Source organism: Dietzia maris (genome assembly GCF_036287335.1).
Classification (GTDB): Bacteria; Actinomycetota; Actinomycetes; order Mycobacteriales; family Mycobacteriaceae; genus Dietzia; species Dietzia cinnamea.
Map to the genome: position 1 here is coordinate 1537501 of NZ_CP143053.1, position 16908 is coordinate 1554408.

General features: G+C 70.0%; 14 protein-coding genes and 2 rRNA genes (1 of these 16 only partly in view). All 16 read left to right on the forward strand.

All coding sequences use genetic code 11. From position 1 onward, the window contains the following. A 23S ribosomal RNA gene (locus tag VYL96_RS07005) occupies positions 1-2574 on the forward strand (it extends 524 nt beyond the left edge of the window). Positions 2575-2669: 95 nt separating this feature from the next. Further along, positions 2670-2786, forward strand: a 5S ribosomal RNA gene (rrf, locus tag VYL96_RS07010). Between the two features lie 109 nt (positions 2787-2895). Continuing rightward, complete coding sequence (locus tag VYL96_RS07015) at positions 2896-4020, forward strand: hypothetical protein (RefSeq protein WP_329439772.1); 1125 nt, start codon at positions 2896-2898, stop codon at positions 4018-4020. A 5-nt stretch (positions 4021-4025) separates the two neighbouring features. Further along, positions 4026-5024 carry an HAD-IIA family hydrolase gene (locus VYL96_RS07020; protein WP_131886357.1) on the forward strand — a complete coding sequence of 333 codons (999 nt, stop codon included), beginning with the start codon at positions 4026-4028 and terminating at the stop codon, positions 5022-5024. Between the two features lie 10 nt (positions 5025-5034). Then, a complete protein-coding gene (locus VYL96_RS07025) occupies positions 5035-5247 on the forward strand; it encodes a hypothetical protein (RefSeq protein ID WP_007629074.1) in 213 nt (70 codons plus the stop codon). Beyond that, on the forward strand, positions 5247-6068 hold the full coding sequence (locus VYL96_RS07030) for a TlyA family RNA methyltransferase (protein ID WP_061228842.1): 822 nt from the start codon (positions 5247-5249) through the stop codon (positions 6066-6068). The genes VYL96_RS07025 and VYL96_RS07030 overlap by 1 nt, the downstream gene beginning before the upstream one ends. After that, entirely contained in the window at positions 6065-6994 is a 930-nt protein-coding gene (locus tag VYL96_RS07035) for an NAD kinase (protein ID WP_106385957.1), read from the forward strand. The genes VYL96_RS07030 and VYL96_RS07035 overlap by 4 nt, the downstream gene beginning before the upstream one ends. A 9-nt stretch (positions 6995-7003) precedes the next feature. Then, a complete protein-coding gene (gene recN / locus VYL96_RS07040; protein ID WP_131886356.1) occupies positions 7004-8764 on the forward strand; it encodes a DNA repair protein RecN in 1761 nt (586 codons plus the stop codon). 59 nt (positions 8765-8823) lie between these two features. Continuing rightward, on the forward strand, positions 8824-9996 hold the full coding sequence (steA, locus tag VYL96_RS07045) for a putative cytokinetic ring protein SteA (protein WP_131886355.1): 1173 nt from the start codon (positions 8824-8826) through the stop codon (positions 9994-9996). 29 nt (positions 9997-10025) lie between these two features. Further along, the gene (locus VYL96_RS07050; RefSeq protein WP_329439784.1) at positions 10026-10919 is read left to right on the forward strand and encodes a copper transporter; all 894 of its coding nucleotides are present in this window, start codon (positions 10026-10028) and stop codon (positions 10917-10919) included. A 64-nt stretch (positions 10920-10983) separates the two neighbouring features. Continuing rightward, positions 10984-12813: a CTP synthase gene (locus tag VYL96_RS07055; protein WP_061228839.1), complete on the forward strand. Its 1830-nt coding sequence runs from the start codon at positions 10984-10986 to the stop codon at positions 12811-12813. A gap of 6 nt (positions 12814-12819) precedes the next feature. Next, the gene (locus VYL96_RS07060; protein ID WP_061228838.1) at positions 12820-13389 is read left to right on the forward strand and encodes an NUDIX domain-containing protein; all 570 of its coding nucleotides are present in this window, start codon (positions 12820-12822) and stop codon (positions 13387-13389) included. A 17-nt stretch (positions 13390-13406) separates the two neighbouring features. After that, on the forward strand, positions 13407-14357 hold the full coding sequence (locus VYL96_RS07065; protein WP_131886353.1) for a tyrosine recombinase: 951 nt from the start codon (positions 13407-13409) through the stop codon (positions 14355-14357). Positions 14358-14449: 92 nt separating this feature from the next. Beyond that, positions 14450-15325: a ParA family protein gene (locus VYL96_RS07070; protein ID WP_007629053.1), complete on the forward strand. Its 876-nt coding sequence runs from the start codon at positions 14450-14452 to the stop codon at positions 15323-15325. Positions 15326-15332: 7 nt separating this feature from the next. Beyond that, positions 15333-16187 carry a segregation and condensation protein A gene (locus VYL96_RS07075; RefSeq protein ID WP_131886352.1) on the forward strand — a complete coding sequence of 285 codons (855 nt, stop codon included), beginning with the start codon at positions 15333-15335 and terminating at the stop codon, positions 16185-16187. After that, the gene (scpB, locus tag VYL96_RS07080; RefSeq protein WP_131886351.1) at positions 16178-16906 is read left to right on the forward strand and encodes an SMC-Scp complex subunit ScpB; all 729 of its coding nucleotides are present in this window, start codon (positions 16178-16180) and stop codon (positions 16904-16906) included. The genes VYL96_RS07075 and scpB overlap by 10 nt, the downstream gene beginning before the upstream one ends. The last annotated feature ends 2 nt before the right edge of the window (positions 16907-16908 follow it).

Genomic DNA, 16908 nt, shown 5'->3' on the forward strand with positions numbered 1-16908 from the left:
GTGACCGATAGCGGATTAGTACCGTGAGGGAATGGTGAAAAGTACCCCGGGAGGGGAGTGAAATAGTACCTGAAACCGTGTGCTTACAATCCGTCAGAGGCTCATAAGCTGATGGCGTGCCTTTTGAAGAATGAGCCTGCGAGTTAGTGGTATGTCGCGAGGTTAACCCGTGTGGGGAAGCCGTAGCGAAAGCGAGTCCGAATAGGGCGATGTTAGTGGCATGCTCTAGACCCGAAGCGGAGTGATCTACCCATGGCCAGTGTGAAGCGACGGTAAGACGTCGTGGAGGCGCGAACCCACTTAGGTTGAAAACTGAGGGGATGAGTTGTGGGTAGGGGTGAAAGGCCAATCAAACTCCGTGATAGCTGGTTCTCCCCGAAATGCATTTAGGTGCAGCGTCGCATGTTTCACCTCGGAGGTAGAGCTACTGGATGGCCGATGGGCCCTACAAGGTTACTGACGTCAGCCAAACTCCGAATGCCGAGGTGTGAGAGTGCGGCAGTGAGACTGTGGGGGATAAGCTTCATAGTCGAGAGGGAAACAGCCCAGATCGCCGGCTAAGGCCCCTAAGCGTGTACTAAGTGGAAAAGGATGTGGGATCGCTGAGACAGCCAGGAGGTTGGCTTAGAAGCAGCCACCCTTGAAAGAGTGCGTAATAGCTCACTGGTCAAGTGGTCCTGCGCCGACAATGTAGCGGGGCTCAAGTACACCGCCGAAGCCGCGGCACTCACACGTATATCCTCCTCCGGGCAGGTGTGTGGGTGGGTAGGGGAGCGTCGTGTGGCCATAGAAGCGCCGGAGTGATCCAGGTGTGGAGGCCACACGAGTGAGAATGCAGGCATGAGTAGCGAATGACGAGTGAGAAACTCGTCCGCCGGATGACCAAGGGTTCCTGGGTCAAGCTAATCTGCCCAGGGTGAGTCGGGACCTAAGGCGAGGCCGACAGGCGTAGTCGATGGACAACGGGTTGATATTCCCGTACCCGTGTATGCGCGCCCATGGTGAATCAGTGATACTAACCGCCCTGAACCACCTAGAGACACTTCGGTGTACGTGGTGGGGATGCGCGGGACCTGATCTGGTAGTAGCCAAGCGATGGGGTGACGCAGGAAGGTAGCTGGGCCAGTCAGTGGTTGTACTGGTGTAAGAGTGTAGGCCGTGACAACAGGCAAATCCGTGTCACACACAGGCTGAGACTTGATGCGTACCCGTTGTGGGGAATTCAGTGATCCTATGCTGCCGAGAAAAGCCTCTAGTGAGTTCATACACGGCCCGTACCCCAAACCAACACAGGTGGTCAGGTAGAGAATACCAAGGCGATCGAGAGAACTGTGGTTAAGGAACTCGGCAAAATGCCCCCGTAACTTCGGGAGAAGGGGGACCACGCCCGGTGAACACCGTTGCGGTGGGAGCTGGGGGTGGTCGCAGAGACCAGAGAGAAGCGACTGTTTACTAAAAACACAGGTCCGTGCGAAGACGTAAGTCGATGTATACGGACTGACGCCTGCCCGGTGCTGGAAGGTTAAGAGGACCGGTTAGCCGCAAGGCGAAGCTGAGAATTTAAGCCCCAGTAAACGGCGGTGGTAACTATAACCATCCTAAGGTAGCGAAATTCCTTGTCGGGTAAGTTCCGACCTGCACGAATGGCGTAACGACTTCTCTGCTGTCTCGACCACAGACTCGGCGAAATTGCATTACGAGTAAAGATGCTCGTTACGCGCGGCAGGACGAAAAGACCCCGGGACCTTTACTATAGCTTGGTATTGGCGTTCGATTCGGTTTGTGTAGGATAGGTGGGAGACTGTGAAGCATGCACGCCAGTGTGTGTGGAGTCGTTGTTGAAATACCACTCTGATCGTATTGGACGTCTAACCTCGGCCCATGATCTGGGTTAGGGACAGTGCCTGGTGGGTAGTTTAACTGGGGCGGTTGCCTCCCAAAGAGTAACGGAGGCGCCCAAAGGTTCCCTCAGCCTGGATGGCAATCAGGTGTTGAGTGCAAGTGCACAAGGGAGCTTGACTGTGAGACTGACACGTCGAGCAGGGACGAAAGTCGGGACTAGTGATCCGGCACCGGCATGTGGAAGCGGTGTCGCTCAACGGATAAAAGGTACCCCGGGGATAACAGGCTGATCTTCCCCAAGAGTCCATATCGACGGGATGGTTTGGCACCTCGATGTCGGCTCGTCGCATCCTGGGGCTGGAGTAGGTCCCAAGGGTTGGGCTGTTCGCCCATTAAAGCGGCACGCGAGCTGGGTTTAGAACGTCGTGAGACAGTTCGGTCTCTATCCGCCGCGCGCGTAAGAAACTTGCGGAAGGCTGTCCCTAGTACGAGAGGACCGGGACGGACGAACCTCTGGTGTGCCAGTTGTTCCACCAGGAGCATCGCTGGTTAGCTACGTTCGGAAGGGATAACCGCTGAAAGCATCTAAGCGGGAAGCCTGTTCCAAGATGAGGTTTCTCACCACCTTCGCGTGGTTAAGGCCCCCCACAGACCATGGGGTTGATAGGCCGGAACTGGAAGCGCAGCAATGCGTGCAGGTGACCGGTACTAATCGGCCGAGGACTTACACACAAACACCTTTTTACGAGATCGACTCGCGTCCACTGTGCAGTATCTGAAACAACACACCCACACCGAAAGCGTGTGTGGGCCTTGTTTCGCAGAGTTACGGCGGCCATAGCGGCAGGGAAACGCCCGGTCCCATTCCGAACCCGGAAGCTAAGCCTGCCAGCGCCGATGGTACTGCACTCGCGAGGGTGTGGGAGAGTAGGACACCGCCGAACACAACTTCATGACCAGCGGGAGGGACTTCACAGTTCCTCCCGCTGGTCGCATTTGTGCCCCTTCTACCCACTCCGTGCCGGACCAACCGGCGCACGTAAGGTGAACGACGTGAACGAACCCCGGTCCGAGAACACAGACCGCTCGCCCCGACGCGGCGACCGCGACGTACCCCGCCGAGGCGACCGGGTCCCACAGGCACAGCGTCGGGACAACAGCTCCTACGGCGAGCGCCGCGGGAAGCGATACGACGGTTCCGACACCCCCCGCACCGACCGGAACCAGTCCGGCGAACGGCGCGGTAGCGGCGCGCGCTCGTCGTCCGGTCAGGACCCGCGTCGAGGGGACGGCGCTCCCCGCGCCGCGGGCAGTCCCCGGAGGGCCACCGCCGGTGGCCGCGCCGGTGGTGATCGCCGCGCCGGCGCCTCCGGCGGTGAGCGCCGTGGTAGCGCCCCGAGCGGAAACCGGCGGGGCGGCGGCCCGCGCGCCGGCACCGGTCGCGGGGAGCGGCCGGTGGGCGCCCGCAGGAACGAAGGGCGCCCCGGTCAGGACGCACGGCAGGCCGCCCGCGCCGATGAGCCCGCCCTCCCCGACGACATCGAGGCCGCCGACCTCGACGCCGACGTCCGTCGCGACCTGCGCAGCCTCGACAAGTCGAACGCCGAGACGGTCGCCAGGCACCTCGTCGCCGCCATGCACCTCGTCGACGACGACCCGCAGCTCGCCCTGGCGCACGGCCGCGCCGCCAAGAACCGCGCCGGCCGCATCGGCGTCGTCCGCGAGACCCTCGGCGTCCTGGCCTACCGTGCCGGCGAGTGGTCCGAGGCGCTCAGCGAGCTCCGCGCCGCCCGACGCATCTCCGGCGGGCCCGGTCTGCTCGCGATGATGGCCGACTGCGAGCGCGGGCTCGAGCGCCCGCAGCGCGCCATCGAACTCGCCCGCGGCGACGAGTCGCGGATGCTCGACGCCGACGAGCTGATCGAGCTGCGCATCGTCGAGGCGGGAGCCCGTGTCGACATGGGCCAGCTCGACGCCGCCCTCGTGACCCTGCAGGACGCCGGCGTCGACGCCGACGCCCGCGGCGAGTCCGCCGCCCGGCTCGACTACGCCTACGCGGAGGTCCTCCTGGCCTCCGACCGCAGGGACGAGGCGGCGGAGTGGTTCCGCCACGCACTCTCCGCCGACCCCGAGGACGTCACCGGCGCCGCGCCTCGTCTGGCCGAACTGGAGGACTGATCGCGGTGAGCGTCACCACCCTGGCCGAGGCCCACGATGCACTCCTCGTGGACCTCGACGGCACACTGATCCGCGGCACTGAGCCGATCCCCGGCGCCGCCGACGCACTCGAGCGGGCGGGTCTGCCCGTGGTGTACGTGACCAACAACGCCAGCCGGTCCCCGGAGGACACCGCCGCCCACCTCCGTGAGCTCGGGTTCGCCACCCGCCCCGGCGAGGTGATGACCAGCGCACAGGCCGCGGTGGTCATGCTAGGCGACCACGTCGACCCGGGCTCCAGGGTCCTGGTCGTCGGTCACGATAGTTTCCGGGAACTCGCCCGGGAGGGCGGCTACGATGTCGTCCTCTCCGCCGACGACCGGCCCGACGCCGTGCTGCAGGGCCTGTCGCGAGAGTTGACCTGGGCCGACCTCGCGGAGGGCTGCCTCGCGATCCGCCGAGGCGTGCCCTGGATCGCCTCCAACGTCGACACGACCCTTCCGACCGAACGGGGTCTGCTCCCCGGCAACGGATCCCTCGTCGCTGCCTTGCGGGCCGCCACGGATCGCGAGCCCGTCGTCGCCGGGAAGCCCGCGGCTGGCGTGCTGCGTGCTGCCGCGGACCGCGTCGGGTCCACACGCCCCCTGGTGATAGGCGACCGACTCGACACGGACATTGAGGGAGCCGTCGCCGCCGGGATGCCCGCGCTGATGGTCCTCACCGGCGTCCACGACCAGACCCACCTGCTGTCGGCGGATCCGCACCGGCGCCCCACCCATCTCGCGCCCGACCTGTCGGCTCTCGCCGAGCCCGCCGACGCGTCCCGGATCCCGCACACCGCTGAGTTCGACGGCGCGGTCGAGGCCGGGGTGCTACACCTCTCCGTAGTCCCGGACCATCTGCACGGGTTGGATCTAGCCCGTGCCGTGATCGCACTGGCGTGGCGTCACGACGTGTCGCAGGTGTCCGCGGGCGGAGACGGCCTCCGATCCCGGCTCGCGGATGCGGGACTCGTCGTCGGCTAGCGTGTAGGCCGTGACCACCCCCGGACCCCATCCACGTCCCGGGCCCACGGGGCCCGACATCGACGAGCTCCGCTCGGCGTTCGACGACCTGCTCGGCGACTCGGTCGGCGCGCCGGGGACCGACGCCGGCGGCGGGGCGGTCCGCGACGACCAGGTCGCCGCGCTCGACGCCGCCCACGAGCTCCTCGCGCAGGCTCTCACGGCCCTGGACAACCGACGCTGATGGCGGCCAGACGCATGCGGCTCGACGCCGAACTGGTACGTCGCAAGATGTGCGACAGTCGCGAACGGGCGCGGGACCTCATCGACTCCGGGCGCGTCATCGTCAACGGGGTGGCCGCCACCAAACCCGCCACCCAGGTCGAACCCACCACCTCGATCGCGCTCACCGCATCCGACGAGCCGGACTGGGCGTCCCGCGGCGCCCACAAGCTGGTCGGCGCCCTCGACACCTTCGCCGGCGTGACCGTCGACGGGGCGCGCTGTCTCGACGCCGGAGCCTCCACCGGCGGCTTCACCGACGTGCTGTTGAGCCGGGGCGCAGCCCGTGTCGAAGCCGTCGACGTGGGGTACGGACAACTGGTGTGGCGACTGCGCAGCGACGAGCGCGTCGGCGTCCACGACAAGACCAACGTCCGGTCGCTCACCCCGGGGGACATCGGTGGGGAGGTCGATCTCGTGGTGTCCGACCTGTCGTTCATCTCCCTGCCGCTCGTGCTGCCGGCGCTCGCTCTGTGCACGCGGCCGGGCGGGCATCTCCTCCCGATGGTCAAGCCACAGTTCGAGGTGGGGCGCGACCGCGTCGGGCAGGGCGGCGTCGTCCGTGACCCCGAGCTGCGGATCGAGGCCGTCACCGGTGTCGCCCACGCGGCCGCGGGACTGGGGCTCGAACTCCTGGGCTGCGTGGCCAGTCCGCTTCCCGGCCCGTCCGGCAACGTCGAGTATTTCCTGCACCTGCGCAGGTCCGCATCGGGAGAGCCGGCGGACCTCACCGACGAGTCGCGACACGCGATCCGCACGGCAGTCGAGGAGGGCCCACGATGAATGACATCCCCGGATCCGAGCAGCCCCGGCGCATCCTGCTCGAACCCAACATCGCCCGACCGGACATCGTCGCGACGGTCGCGCAGGTGGTCGACGCGTGCGCGGAGCGGGGCATCGCCGTCCGGGTTCTCGAGGACACCCGGGACCGGGTCGCCACCGGCGGTGGAGTCGAGTGCGTCCCCGACACGCCCGCCGCCGCCGAGGGATGCGAACTCGTCCTGGTCCTGGGCGGGGACGGGACGTTCCTGCGCGCCTGCCAGTACGCGCACGCAGCGGACGTGCCCGTCCTGGGGGTCAACCTCGGGCACATCGGCTTCCTCGCCGAGTCCGAGGTCTCCTCCCTCAGCGGCGTCGTGGAGCAGATCGCCGCGCGCGACTACCGCGTCGTGGAGAGGATGACGGTCGAGGCGACGGTCATCAACGGCGAGACCCGGCTCGCGCACGACTGGGCGCTCAACGAGGTCAGCATCGAGAAGGTGGCACGACAGGGCGTGCTCGAGGCCTCCGTCGAGATCGACGGCCGCCCCGTCAGCGACTACGGCTGCGACGGCATGTTGGTCTCCACCCCCACGGGATCCACCGCATACGCGTTCTCCGCCGGCGGCCCCATCGTCTGGCCCGAGCTCGACGCCATCCTCGTCGTGCCGAACAACGCCCACGCGCTCTTCGCCCGGCCCATGGTCGTGGCGCCCACCTCCAGGGTCGCGGTGGAGACCGGAGTGCACTCGGGCCCCGCCGTGGTCGTGCTCGACGGGCGGCGCCTGGTCGACGCACCGCCCGGTAGCCGCGTCGAAGTGGTCCGCGGTCGACGCCCGGTCAAGTGGGTGCGGCTCGACGACTCGCCGTTCACCGATCGCCTGGTCACCAAGTTCGAGTTGCCGGTGACCGGGTGGCGCGGACGATCGGGTGTCCGGCCGCTCACCTAGGGTGGGTGCGTGCTCACGGAACTCCGGATCAGCGGCCTCGGCGTCATCGACGAGGCCGTCGCCGACTTCTCGCCAGGGCTGTCCGTCCTCACCGGAGAGACGGGCGCGGGCAAGACCATGGTCGTCACCGGTCTGAGACTGCTGGCCGGGGGACGCGCCGACCCCGGCCGCGTGCGCCGGGGTGCGGACAAGGCGGTCGTCGAGGGGCGCTTCGACCTGTCCGCAACCGCCACGATGGACCCCGCCGATCGCCGGGATCTCGACGACCTCCTCGAGGACGCCGACGTCGACCTCGACGAGGACGGCAGCGTGATCGCCGCCCGACGGGTCGGCGCGGACGGGCGCTCCCGCGCCCGGCTCGGTGGTCGTTCCGTCCCCGCCGGCACCCTCGCCCGGTTCTGCGCGCCGGTCCTCGCCGTGCACGGCCAGAACGACCAACTCCGTCTGTTGCGCCCGGACCGGCAGCGCGACGCCGTCGACGCCCACGGCGGTGATGACGCCCGCGCCGCGCTCGAGGCGTATCGCGAGACCTACAGGCGGTGGCGCGAGGCCGAACGCTCACTGGCCGAGCGCACCGGTAGGGCCCGCGAGCTCGCCCGCGAGGCCGACCTGCTGCGCATGGGGCTCGAGGAGATCGACACCCTCGACCCACAACCGGGCGAGGAGGCCGAACTCGACGCCCTCATCCGCCGCCTGACCGATTCCGAGGAACTGCGCGAGGTGGCCGGGCAGGCCCACGAGGCGCTCACCGGTGACGGCGAGACCACCGAGCCGATGGTGGGGCTGCTCGACCAGCTGCGGCAGCGGCTGGCCGGCGCCGGCGACCCCGCGCTCGAGCCAATCGCCACGAGCATCGGACAGGCCGTCGCCGCACTCGGGGACGCTGCCACCGAGCTCGGCCTGTACCTCGCCGAGCTGCCCGTCGACGCCGCCGACCTCGATTCGGCGCTGGAGAGACGCCACGATCTCCGCGCGTTGACGCGCAAGTACGGCACGGACGTCGACGACGTCATCGCCTGGGCCGCCAGAGCCCGGACCCGACTGGGGGAGGTCGACACCTCCGACACCGCCGTCGCCGAGCTGCGAGCCACCGTGGAGCGACTCGCGGCGGAACTGTGTGAACGCGGCGCCGCGCTGACCGCCGTCCGACGCGCGGCGGGGGAAGACCTCGCCGCCCGGGTGACGGCCGAACTCGCCGAGCTGTCGATGGGTGGCGCCCGCCTCGCCGTCCGCGTCACCCCGTCGGGGGACGGGCTCGACGGCGCCACCGAGAGCGGGCTCGACGACGTCGAACTGGCGCTCGACGGGCCCTCCGGGTTGGTGCCGCTCGGCAAGGGCGCGTCCGGCGGCGAGCTGTCGAGGGTGATGCTCGCGCTCGAGGTGGTCCTGGCCGAGCGCTCGGGCGGGGGCACCCTGGTGTTCGACGAGGTCGACGCCGGCGTCGGAGGCCGGGCCGCGCTGAGCATCGGCAAGCGACTGGCCCGCCTGGCGCGGACGCATCAGGTCATCGCCGTCACCCACCTCGCGCAGGTCGCCGCCTACGCCGACACCCACCTGGTCGTGCACAAGGACGCCGATCCCGCGGGCGCCGACTCCGGGAGCTCCGGTGTCGTCGTCTCCGGGGTCACGGCGGTCGCGGACGCCGATCGGGTGACCGAACTGGCACGGATGCTCGCGGGACTCGAGGACACCGATACCGGGCTCGCCCACGCCCGCGAGCTGCTGGAGAAGGCCCAGTACGAAAAGTCTCAAGCTGAGGTCGACCGTTAAGGCGACACGCCGGGGTGACCTCCCTCGTCACTCGAATCACACGCGTGATACTCGTGCGCATGAAGATGTCGGGTCTGCTCAATCGTCGCTCCCAGGACCTCGCCGGTGTCGTGGGCACCGTGCGCCGGATCGAGCCGGGGACTCCGGTACCGAAGAGGCTCGGTGCCAAGGACGTCGCCGTCCTCGACCTCAACCGCACCACGGCGGAGACGGCCCACGCACTCGTCGAGGCGGAGGTGGCGGCCGTGGTGCACGTCCCCGCCGCGGGTGAGGAGATGCTGCCCCGGGCGGCCTTCCGCACCCTGGCCGCCTCGACGGTGCCCGTCATCGAGGACGCCGACCTGGCCGATGTCACCGACGGGACCCGGGTCCGCATCGACGACGGGGTCATCTACTCCGTCAAGTCCGAGGACGAACTCGCCGGTGGCCGCGAGGTCGACTCCGCGACCCTGCTCGCCGAGGTCGACAGCGCGGAGAAGAACTACGTCGAGTCGGCGCTGGCGCACCTGGCCAACGCGACCGAGTTCCTCAGCCTCGAGCATCCACTCCTGCTCGACGGCGAGGGGCTGCCCGAGATCGATGTCGAGTTCACCGACCGTCACGTCGTGGTGGTCACGGGCGACGCGTCCTCGCGTGCCCAGCTGGCCGAGCTCAAGCCGTTCATCCGGGAGTACCGCCCGCTCATCGTGGGCGTCGACGGGGGCGCCGAGCTGCTGCGCTCGGCCCGGTTGGCGGCCGACGTCGTCGTCGCCACCCCCACCGAGGTCTCCGACGAGGTCCTCACCGACGGTGCCGTCCTCGTCGTGCCGGCGGATCGTGACGGCCGGGCCGAGGGGCTGGAGAAGATCACCGAGCTCGGGGTCGGCGCCACGACGTTCCCGGCCGCCGCGACGGCGCGGGACATGGCGCTCCTGCTGGCCTACCACGGCGGGGCGGAGATGATCGTGGTCACCGGGGACGACCGGGGCCTGGAGAACGTTTTCCGCCCGGCCTCCGCGCCGTCGTCGACCATGGTCGACACGACCGTCTCCTCGCGACTCGTGCACGCCCACGCCTGCGCCACCCTCTACCGCTCCCGCGGTTCGGGGATCGGCCTCGCGCTGATCGTGCTCGCCGCCCTGGTCGCTGTCGCCGCCGTCGTGGTGGCCCGCGACGCCGCCCAGGACCTCCTGCTCTGGGCCATCGAGACCTGGAACTCCTTCGCGCTGTGGGTCCAGGGGCTCGTCCGTTGATCTCGATGCGCCGCCATGTCCTGACGTTGGTGGCCGTTTTCCTCGCCCTCGCGGTGGGGGTCGTCCTCGGGTCCACGTCCGTCGCGACGTCGATCCGGGACGCGGTCGTCGACCGCGAGGAGACCACGGCGGCGCGGCTCGAGGCGGCGCAGGACGACCTCGCCGCCGAGCGCAGGGCGGTCGACCGGCTGGACGGCCTGGCGGCGGACCTGACGCCGGCCGTCCTGGACGGTCGGCTCGACGGCCGGCCGGTCCTCATCGTCGTGGCACCCGGCGCGGCCGAGGAGGACGTCACGGCGGCGGGTGACGTCATCGCCGCGGCGGGCGGCATCGACGCCGGCCGCGTGACCCTCACCGACAAGGCCGTGGACCCGGCCGCCGACTCGGAGCTGCAGGCACTCGTGGCCAACCTGCCGATCGGCACCGCCCCGGCCGCCGACGCCGACCTGGGCACCCAGCTCGGCACCGCGCTCGGCCGCGCGGGGCTGCTGCGCGCCGAGGACGCCGAGCCGCACCTGGGGGACGAGGACCGGGCGACCGTGCTCACCACCCTCGCGGACGCGGACGTCATCGACTTCGAACCCGGCACTCTCCGACCCGGTCAGCTGGCGCTCGTCGTCACCGGCCCGCAGGAGCAGGAGTCGACCGCCGTCCGCGTGGCCGCCCTGGCCCGGACGCTCGACCGTGAAGGCGCGGGAACCGTGGTCTCCGCCCGCCTCGGAGCGGGCACCGGCCACGACGCGGTGGGCGTGCTGCGGTCCTCCGGCGAGGAGGACGTCTCGACCGTCGACGACGCGGGAACGGACGCCGGCCGGCTGGCGACGGCGTTAGCGCTGGCCGAACAACTCGCCCGTGAGCAGGGTCACTACGGTCTCGCGCCGGATGCGTCGGCCGCGGCGCCGCCGCTCCCCCCGACGCCGTAGCGGTGATAGCCTGAAGCCCCGTGGGGTGCACCGGAGCCGCACCAGCATTCATCCATTCCGGCGTATGGACACGGGAGTCCCCTTGGCACTGAATCGAGCCGCATCGCGGTCCGCGACCAAGCACATCTTCGTCACCGGCGGCGTGGCGTCGTCGCTGGGCAAGGGGCTGACCGCCTCGAGCCTCGGGCAGCTGCTCACCGCCCGCGGACTCCGCGTCACCATGCAGAAGCTCGACCCGTACATCAACGTCGACCCGGGCACGATGAACCCCTTCCAGCACGGTGAGGTGTTCGTCACCGAGGACGGCGCGGAGGCCGATCTCGACCTCGGCCACTACGAGCGGTTCCTCGACCGCGACCTCAACGCCAAGGCCAACGTCACCACCGGCCAGGTCTACTCGGCGGTCATCGCCAAGGAGCGGCGCGGCGAGTACCTCGGCGACACCGTCCAGGTGATCCCGCACATCACCGACGCCATCAAGGAACGCATCATCGCGATGGGGGACCCTGATGATCAGGGTCGCCGTCCCGACGTGGTGATCACCGAGGTCGGTGGCACCGTCGGAGACATCGAGTCGCAGCCCTTCCTCGAGGCCTGCCGACAGGTCCGCCACGAGGTCGGCCGGGAGAACATCTTCTTCCTCCACGTTTCCCTCGTGCCGTACCTGGCGCCCTCGGGCGAGCTCAAGACCAAGCCGACCCAGCACTCCGTCGCCGCGCTGCGGTCGATCGGCATCGTGCCCGACGGGCTGATCCTGCGCTCGGACCGGAACGTGCCGGACGGCCTCAAGGCCAAGATCGCGCTCATGTGCGACGTCGACCTCGAGGGCGTCGTGTCCACGCCGGACGCGCCGAGCATCTACGACATCCCCAAGGTGCTGTTCAACGAGCACCTCGACACCCACGTCATCCGCCGCCTCAACCTGCCGTTCCGTGACGTCGACTGGACCGTGTGGGGCGACCTGCTCACGCGCGTGCACGAGCCGCGCGAGGAGGTCGAGATCGCCCTCGTCGGCAAGTACATCGACCTGCCCGACGCCTACCTGTCCGTGACCGAGGCCCTGCGGGCGGGCGGCTTCGCCCACCACGCGCGGGTCAACATCCGGTGGGTCGAGTCGGACGCCTGCACGACCGAGGCCGGCGCGCGCGAGGCGCTGCACGGCGTCGACGGCATGCTCATCCCGGGTGGCTTCGGCATCCGCGGCATCGAGGGCAAGCTCGGGGCGATCTCCTGGTCGCGCAAGAACAAGATCCCGCTGCTCGGGCTGTGCCTCGGACTGCAGTGCTCGGTCATCGAGGCGGCCCGCTCGGTCGGCCTCGAGGGCGCCTCCTCCAGCGAGTTCGAGCCCGACGGCGCGCACCCGGTGATCTCGACCATGGCCGACCAGGTCGACGCGGTCGCCGGCAACGCCGACCTCGGCGGGACGATGCGCCTGGGGTCCTACCCGGCCGTCCTCGCCAAGGGGTCGATCGTCGCCGAGGCGTACGGGACCACCGAGATCACCGAGCGCCACCGGCACCGCTACGAGGTCAACAACGCCTACCGCGACACGATCGCCGAGTCCGGTCTGCAGTTCTCCGGCACCTCCCCGGACGGCCACCTGGTGGAGTTCGTCGAGTACCCGCGCGAGCAGCATCCGTTCTTCGTGGCCACCCAGGCGCACCCGGAGTACAAGTCGCGTCCGACCCGGCCGCACCCGCTGTTCGTGGCCTTCATCAAGGCGGCCCTGGACTACGAGAACGAGATGCGGCTGCCTGTCGAGCCGTGGCGCTCCGGTCAGGCGGGGGAGAACTCCGCCGGCGTCGTCGACGCCCCGGACGCCAAGACCTCGACGGTCCGCGCCGACGAGGTCGACTCCGAGTCGGCCGCCGGCGCCTCCGCGGACGGGAACTGAGCGCAGATGACCGACAGCGGTGCCCCCGGGTCCCACGACTACCGGACCGTCTCCAGCCGGGAGATCTTCGACGGTCGGGTGGTGCGCCTCCGTGTCGACACCCTGACCATGCCGGGCGGGGGCACCGCCGAGCGGGAGGTCTGCGGCCACGACGACGCGGTCGCGGTGGTGGCGCTGGACGACGAGCAGCGCATCACGCTGGTGCGGCAGTACCGTCACGCGGTGGGGGAGCGACTCTGGGAGCTTCCCGCCGGCCTGTGCGACGTCGAGGGTGAGGACCCCCTGGGGACCGCGCGCCGCGAGCTCGTCGAGGAGACCGGGCTCGAGGCCGAGCACTGGCGGCCGGTCATCGAGATGATCCCCTCGCCGGGGTTCTGCACCGAGCGCGTGCACGTGTACCTGGCCACGGGTCTGCGCGAGGTCGGGCGCCCTGAGGCCGAACACGAGGAGGCGGACATGGAGGTCGCGAGCATCCCGTTCGCGGAGGCCGTCGACTCGGTCCTCGACGGACGGATCGTCAACGGCATCGCGGTGGCCGGCATCCTCGCGGCCCGCGCGGTGATCGACCGGCCCTGACGCGGCGGGCATCGTCGATGACCTCCGGGGGCGGGGCGACCGCTCGGATCCGTGAGTACCTGGACCACCTCGTCGTCGAGAAGGGCGCGTCGGCCCACACCCTCGCCGCCTACCGTCGCGACCTGGACAGGTACCGCCGCCACCTCGCCGCGGTGGGCGTCGACGACCTCACCGCCGTCACGGAGGCGCACGTCGAGGACTTCCGCGCCCGGCTGGCCACCGGTGACCCGGACGAGGGCCGCCCCCCGCTGGCCCCGAGCTCGGTCGCGCGGACCCTCGCGGCGGTCCGCGGCTTGCACCGGTTCGCCACCCACGACGGAGTGACCGACACCGACGTCGCGGCGGCGGTCGCCCCGCCCCGCCCGCCGCGCCGGCTGCCCAAGGCGCTGCCCGTCGATCGGATGATCGCCGTGATCGAGGCGGCGGGCGACACGGGCGTCGACACCGACCCGGCGCGACTGCGGGACCGGGCGATGCTCGAACTGCTCTACGCGACCGGGGCCCGGGCCGCCGAGCTGATCGGCCTGGACGTCGACGACCTCGACGGCCTGGACCACCCCGACGGCGGGACGGTGATCCTGCGCGGCAAGGGCGGCAAGGAGCGACTCGTCCCCGTGGGCCGCCCGGCGTGCGAGGCGGTGGGCGCCTACCTCACGCGCGCCCGGCCCGCGCTGGCGAAGCGAGGTGGACCCGCGTTGTTCCTCAACACGCGCGGCGGCCGGGTCTCGCGGCAGACCCTGTGGAACGTGGTCTCGGCGGCCGCGGCACGCGCGGGCGTGACGCAGGAGGTGTCCCCGCACTCGTTCCGGCACTCGTTCGCTACCCACCTGCTCGACGGCGGAGCGGACATCCGTGTGGTGCAGGAGCTGCTGGGACACGCCTCGGTCACCACCACGCAGGTGTACACCCTCGTCACGGTCGACACGCTCCGCGAGGTCTGGGCCGAGTGCCACCCCCGCGCACGGTAACGTGACCGTGGGTACGGCGCGGGCCGCGAGACAGGCGGGTCCGGGTGAGACGGTGACGAGAGGAGACGCGGGTGGCGCAGGACACTGGGGCGATGGATCCCGCGTTGTTCTCGCGCGCGGAGCTGCTGGGCGCGGACGACCCCGCCGCCGGTGAGGGCTTCTCCGCGATCCCCGAGCCCGAGCCTCTGACCTCGCACGGGCCCGCCGTGGTGGTGTCGATGTGCAACCAGAAGGGCGGCGTCGGCAAGACCACCAGCACCATCAACCTCGCCGCCGCGCTCGCCGAGTACGGGCGTCGCGTGCTCGTGGTGGACCTCGACCCGCAGGGCGCGCTGTCGGCCGGTCTGGGCATCCCGCACCACCAGCTCGACCTGACCGTCTACAACCTGCTCGTGGACAACTCCGTGTCCACCGAGGAGGTCCTGGTCCGGACGCGCGTCGAGGGCGTGGACCTCATCCCCGCGAACATCGACCTGTCGGCCGCGGAGATCCAGTTGGTCAACGAGGTGGGGCGCGAGCAGGCCCTGGGCCGGGCGCTGTACCCGGTTCTCGACCGCTACGACTACGTGCTGATCGACTGCCAGCCGTCGCTGGGCCTGCTCACGGTCAACGCGCTGGCCTGCTCGGACGGGGTGCTCATCCCCATGGAGTGCGAGTACTTCTCCCTGCGCGGGCTCGCGCTGCTGACGGACACGATCGACAAGGTCCGCGACCGGATCAACCCGCGGCTGCACCTGACCGGCATCCTCATCACGATGTTCGACCGGCGCACGGTCCACGCCCGCGACGTCCTGGGCCGGGTGGTCGAGGTGTTCGGCGACAAGGTCTTCGACACGCTCGTGACCCGCACGGTCCGCTTCCCGGAGACCACCGTCGCCGGGGAACCGATCACCACGTGGGCCCCGAGGTCCGCGGGTGCCCAGGCCTACCGTGCCCTGGCGCGCGAGGTCATCCAACGCGGCAGGTGAGCGCGCGGTGACCGGGGCGGGGGCGCGGTCCCCTGAGAGGGAAGGCGCCGGGGACATCACCGCCCCGGAGGCCGGCGACCCGCGGGCGTTCACCGTTCACCTCACGAACTTCACGGGCCCGTTCGACCTGCTGCTGGGGCTCATCGACTCGCGCAGGCTGGACGTCACCGAGGTCGCGCTCCACGCCGTGACCGACGAGTTCATCGCCCACACGCGCCGGCTGGGCGAGGAGGCGGGGCTGGAGGAGGTCACCGAGTTCCTCGTGGTGGCGGCGACGCTGTTGGACCTCAAGACCGCGCGGCTGGTGCCGTCGGGTGAGGTGCAGGACCCCGAGGACCTGGCGCTGCTGCAGGCCCGCGACCTGCTGTTCGCGCGGTTGCTGCAGTTCCGGGCGTTCAGACGGGTGGCGGAGCTGTTCGCCGAGCTCGACCGGACCGCGCGGCACTCGTATCCCCGGACCGCCGGGCCGGACGAGGAGTTCCTCGGACTGCTGCCCGAGGTCGAGCTCGGGGTGGATCCGGAGCAGTTCGCCACCATCGCCGCGGTGGCGTTCCGGCCGCGGCCGGTGGAGGAGGTGGGGGTGGGGCACGTCCACGCTCCCGTGGTCTCGGTCCCCGAGCAGGCTGCCCGCGTCCTCGAGCTACTGCGGTTCCACGGCGAGGGCCGGTGGGTGGATTTCCGCGAACTGATCTCGGGTTGTGACGACTCCCTCGTCGTCGTCGCCAGGTTCCTCGCCTTGTTGGAGTTGTACCGGGCGCGCGCGGTCGCGCTCTCCCAGGACGAGGCGCTGGGGGAGTTGTCGGTGAGCTGGACCGGCGGCGAGGCCGACGAGGTGACGAGGGGGAGGGACGAGTGGACGTGAGTGGTGACGTGGGCGCTCCCGGCGACGTGGGTCGGGTGGGCGCGGTGGGACCGGACGGCGACGACGACGAGCCCGGTGGCCCCGGAACGGACGTCCCGCCCCTGCGGGCGCGGCTCGAGGCCCTGTTGCTCGTGGTGGACCAGCCGACGGCGGAGAACGCGCTGGCGGCGGCCGCCGGGTCCACGGTCATGGAGGTCGAGGCGGAGTTGCAGGCGTGGCGCGAGGAGCTCACCGCGGCGGGCAGTGGGATCGACCTGAGACGCACCGGTGACGGCTGGCGCCTCTACACGCGTCGCGAGCTGGCGCCGTACGTCGAGCGGCTCCTCACGGACGGGACGAGCTCGCGGCTGACCCGCGCCGCGTTGGAGACGCTCGCGGTGATCGCCTACCGCCAGCCGGTGACCCGCTCCCGCATCGCGGCGGTCCGCGGCGTCAACGTCGACGGCGTCATGCGGACCCTCGTGGCGCGCGGACTGGCGGTCGAATGCGGCACCGACGCCGACACCGGGGGCATGCTGTATAGGACGACGGAACTATTTCTGGAAAGATTGGGGCTCGCGTCGCTCGACGAGCTGCCGGACATCGCCCCGCTGCTACCGGATGTCGACCTGGTCGACGAGATGAGCGACGACCCCGCGGAGGATCCGCGGATCCCCCTGGGGCGGCGCCGCGCGGCGGCGCCCGAACCCACCCCCCGAGACGACGACGAAGAGATGTGACT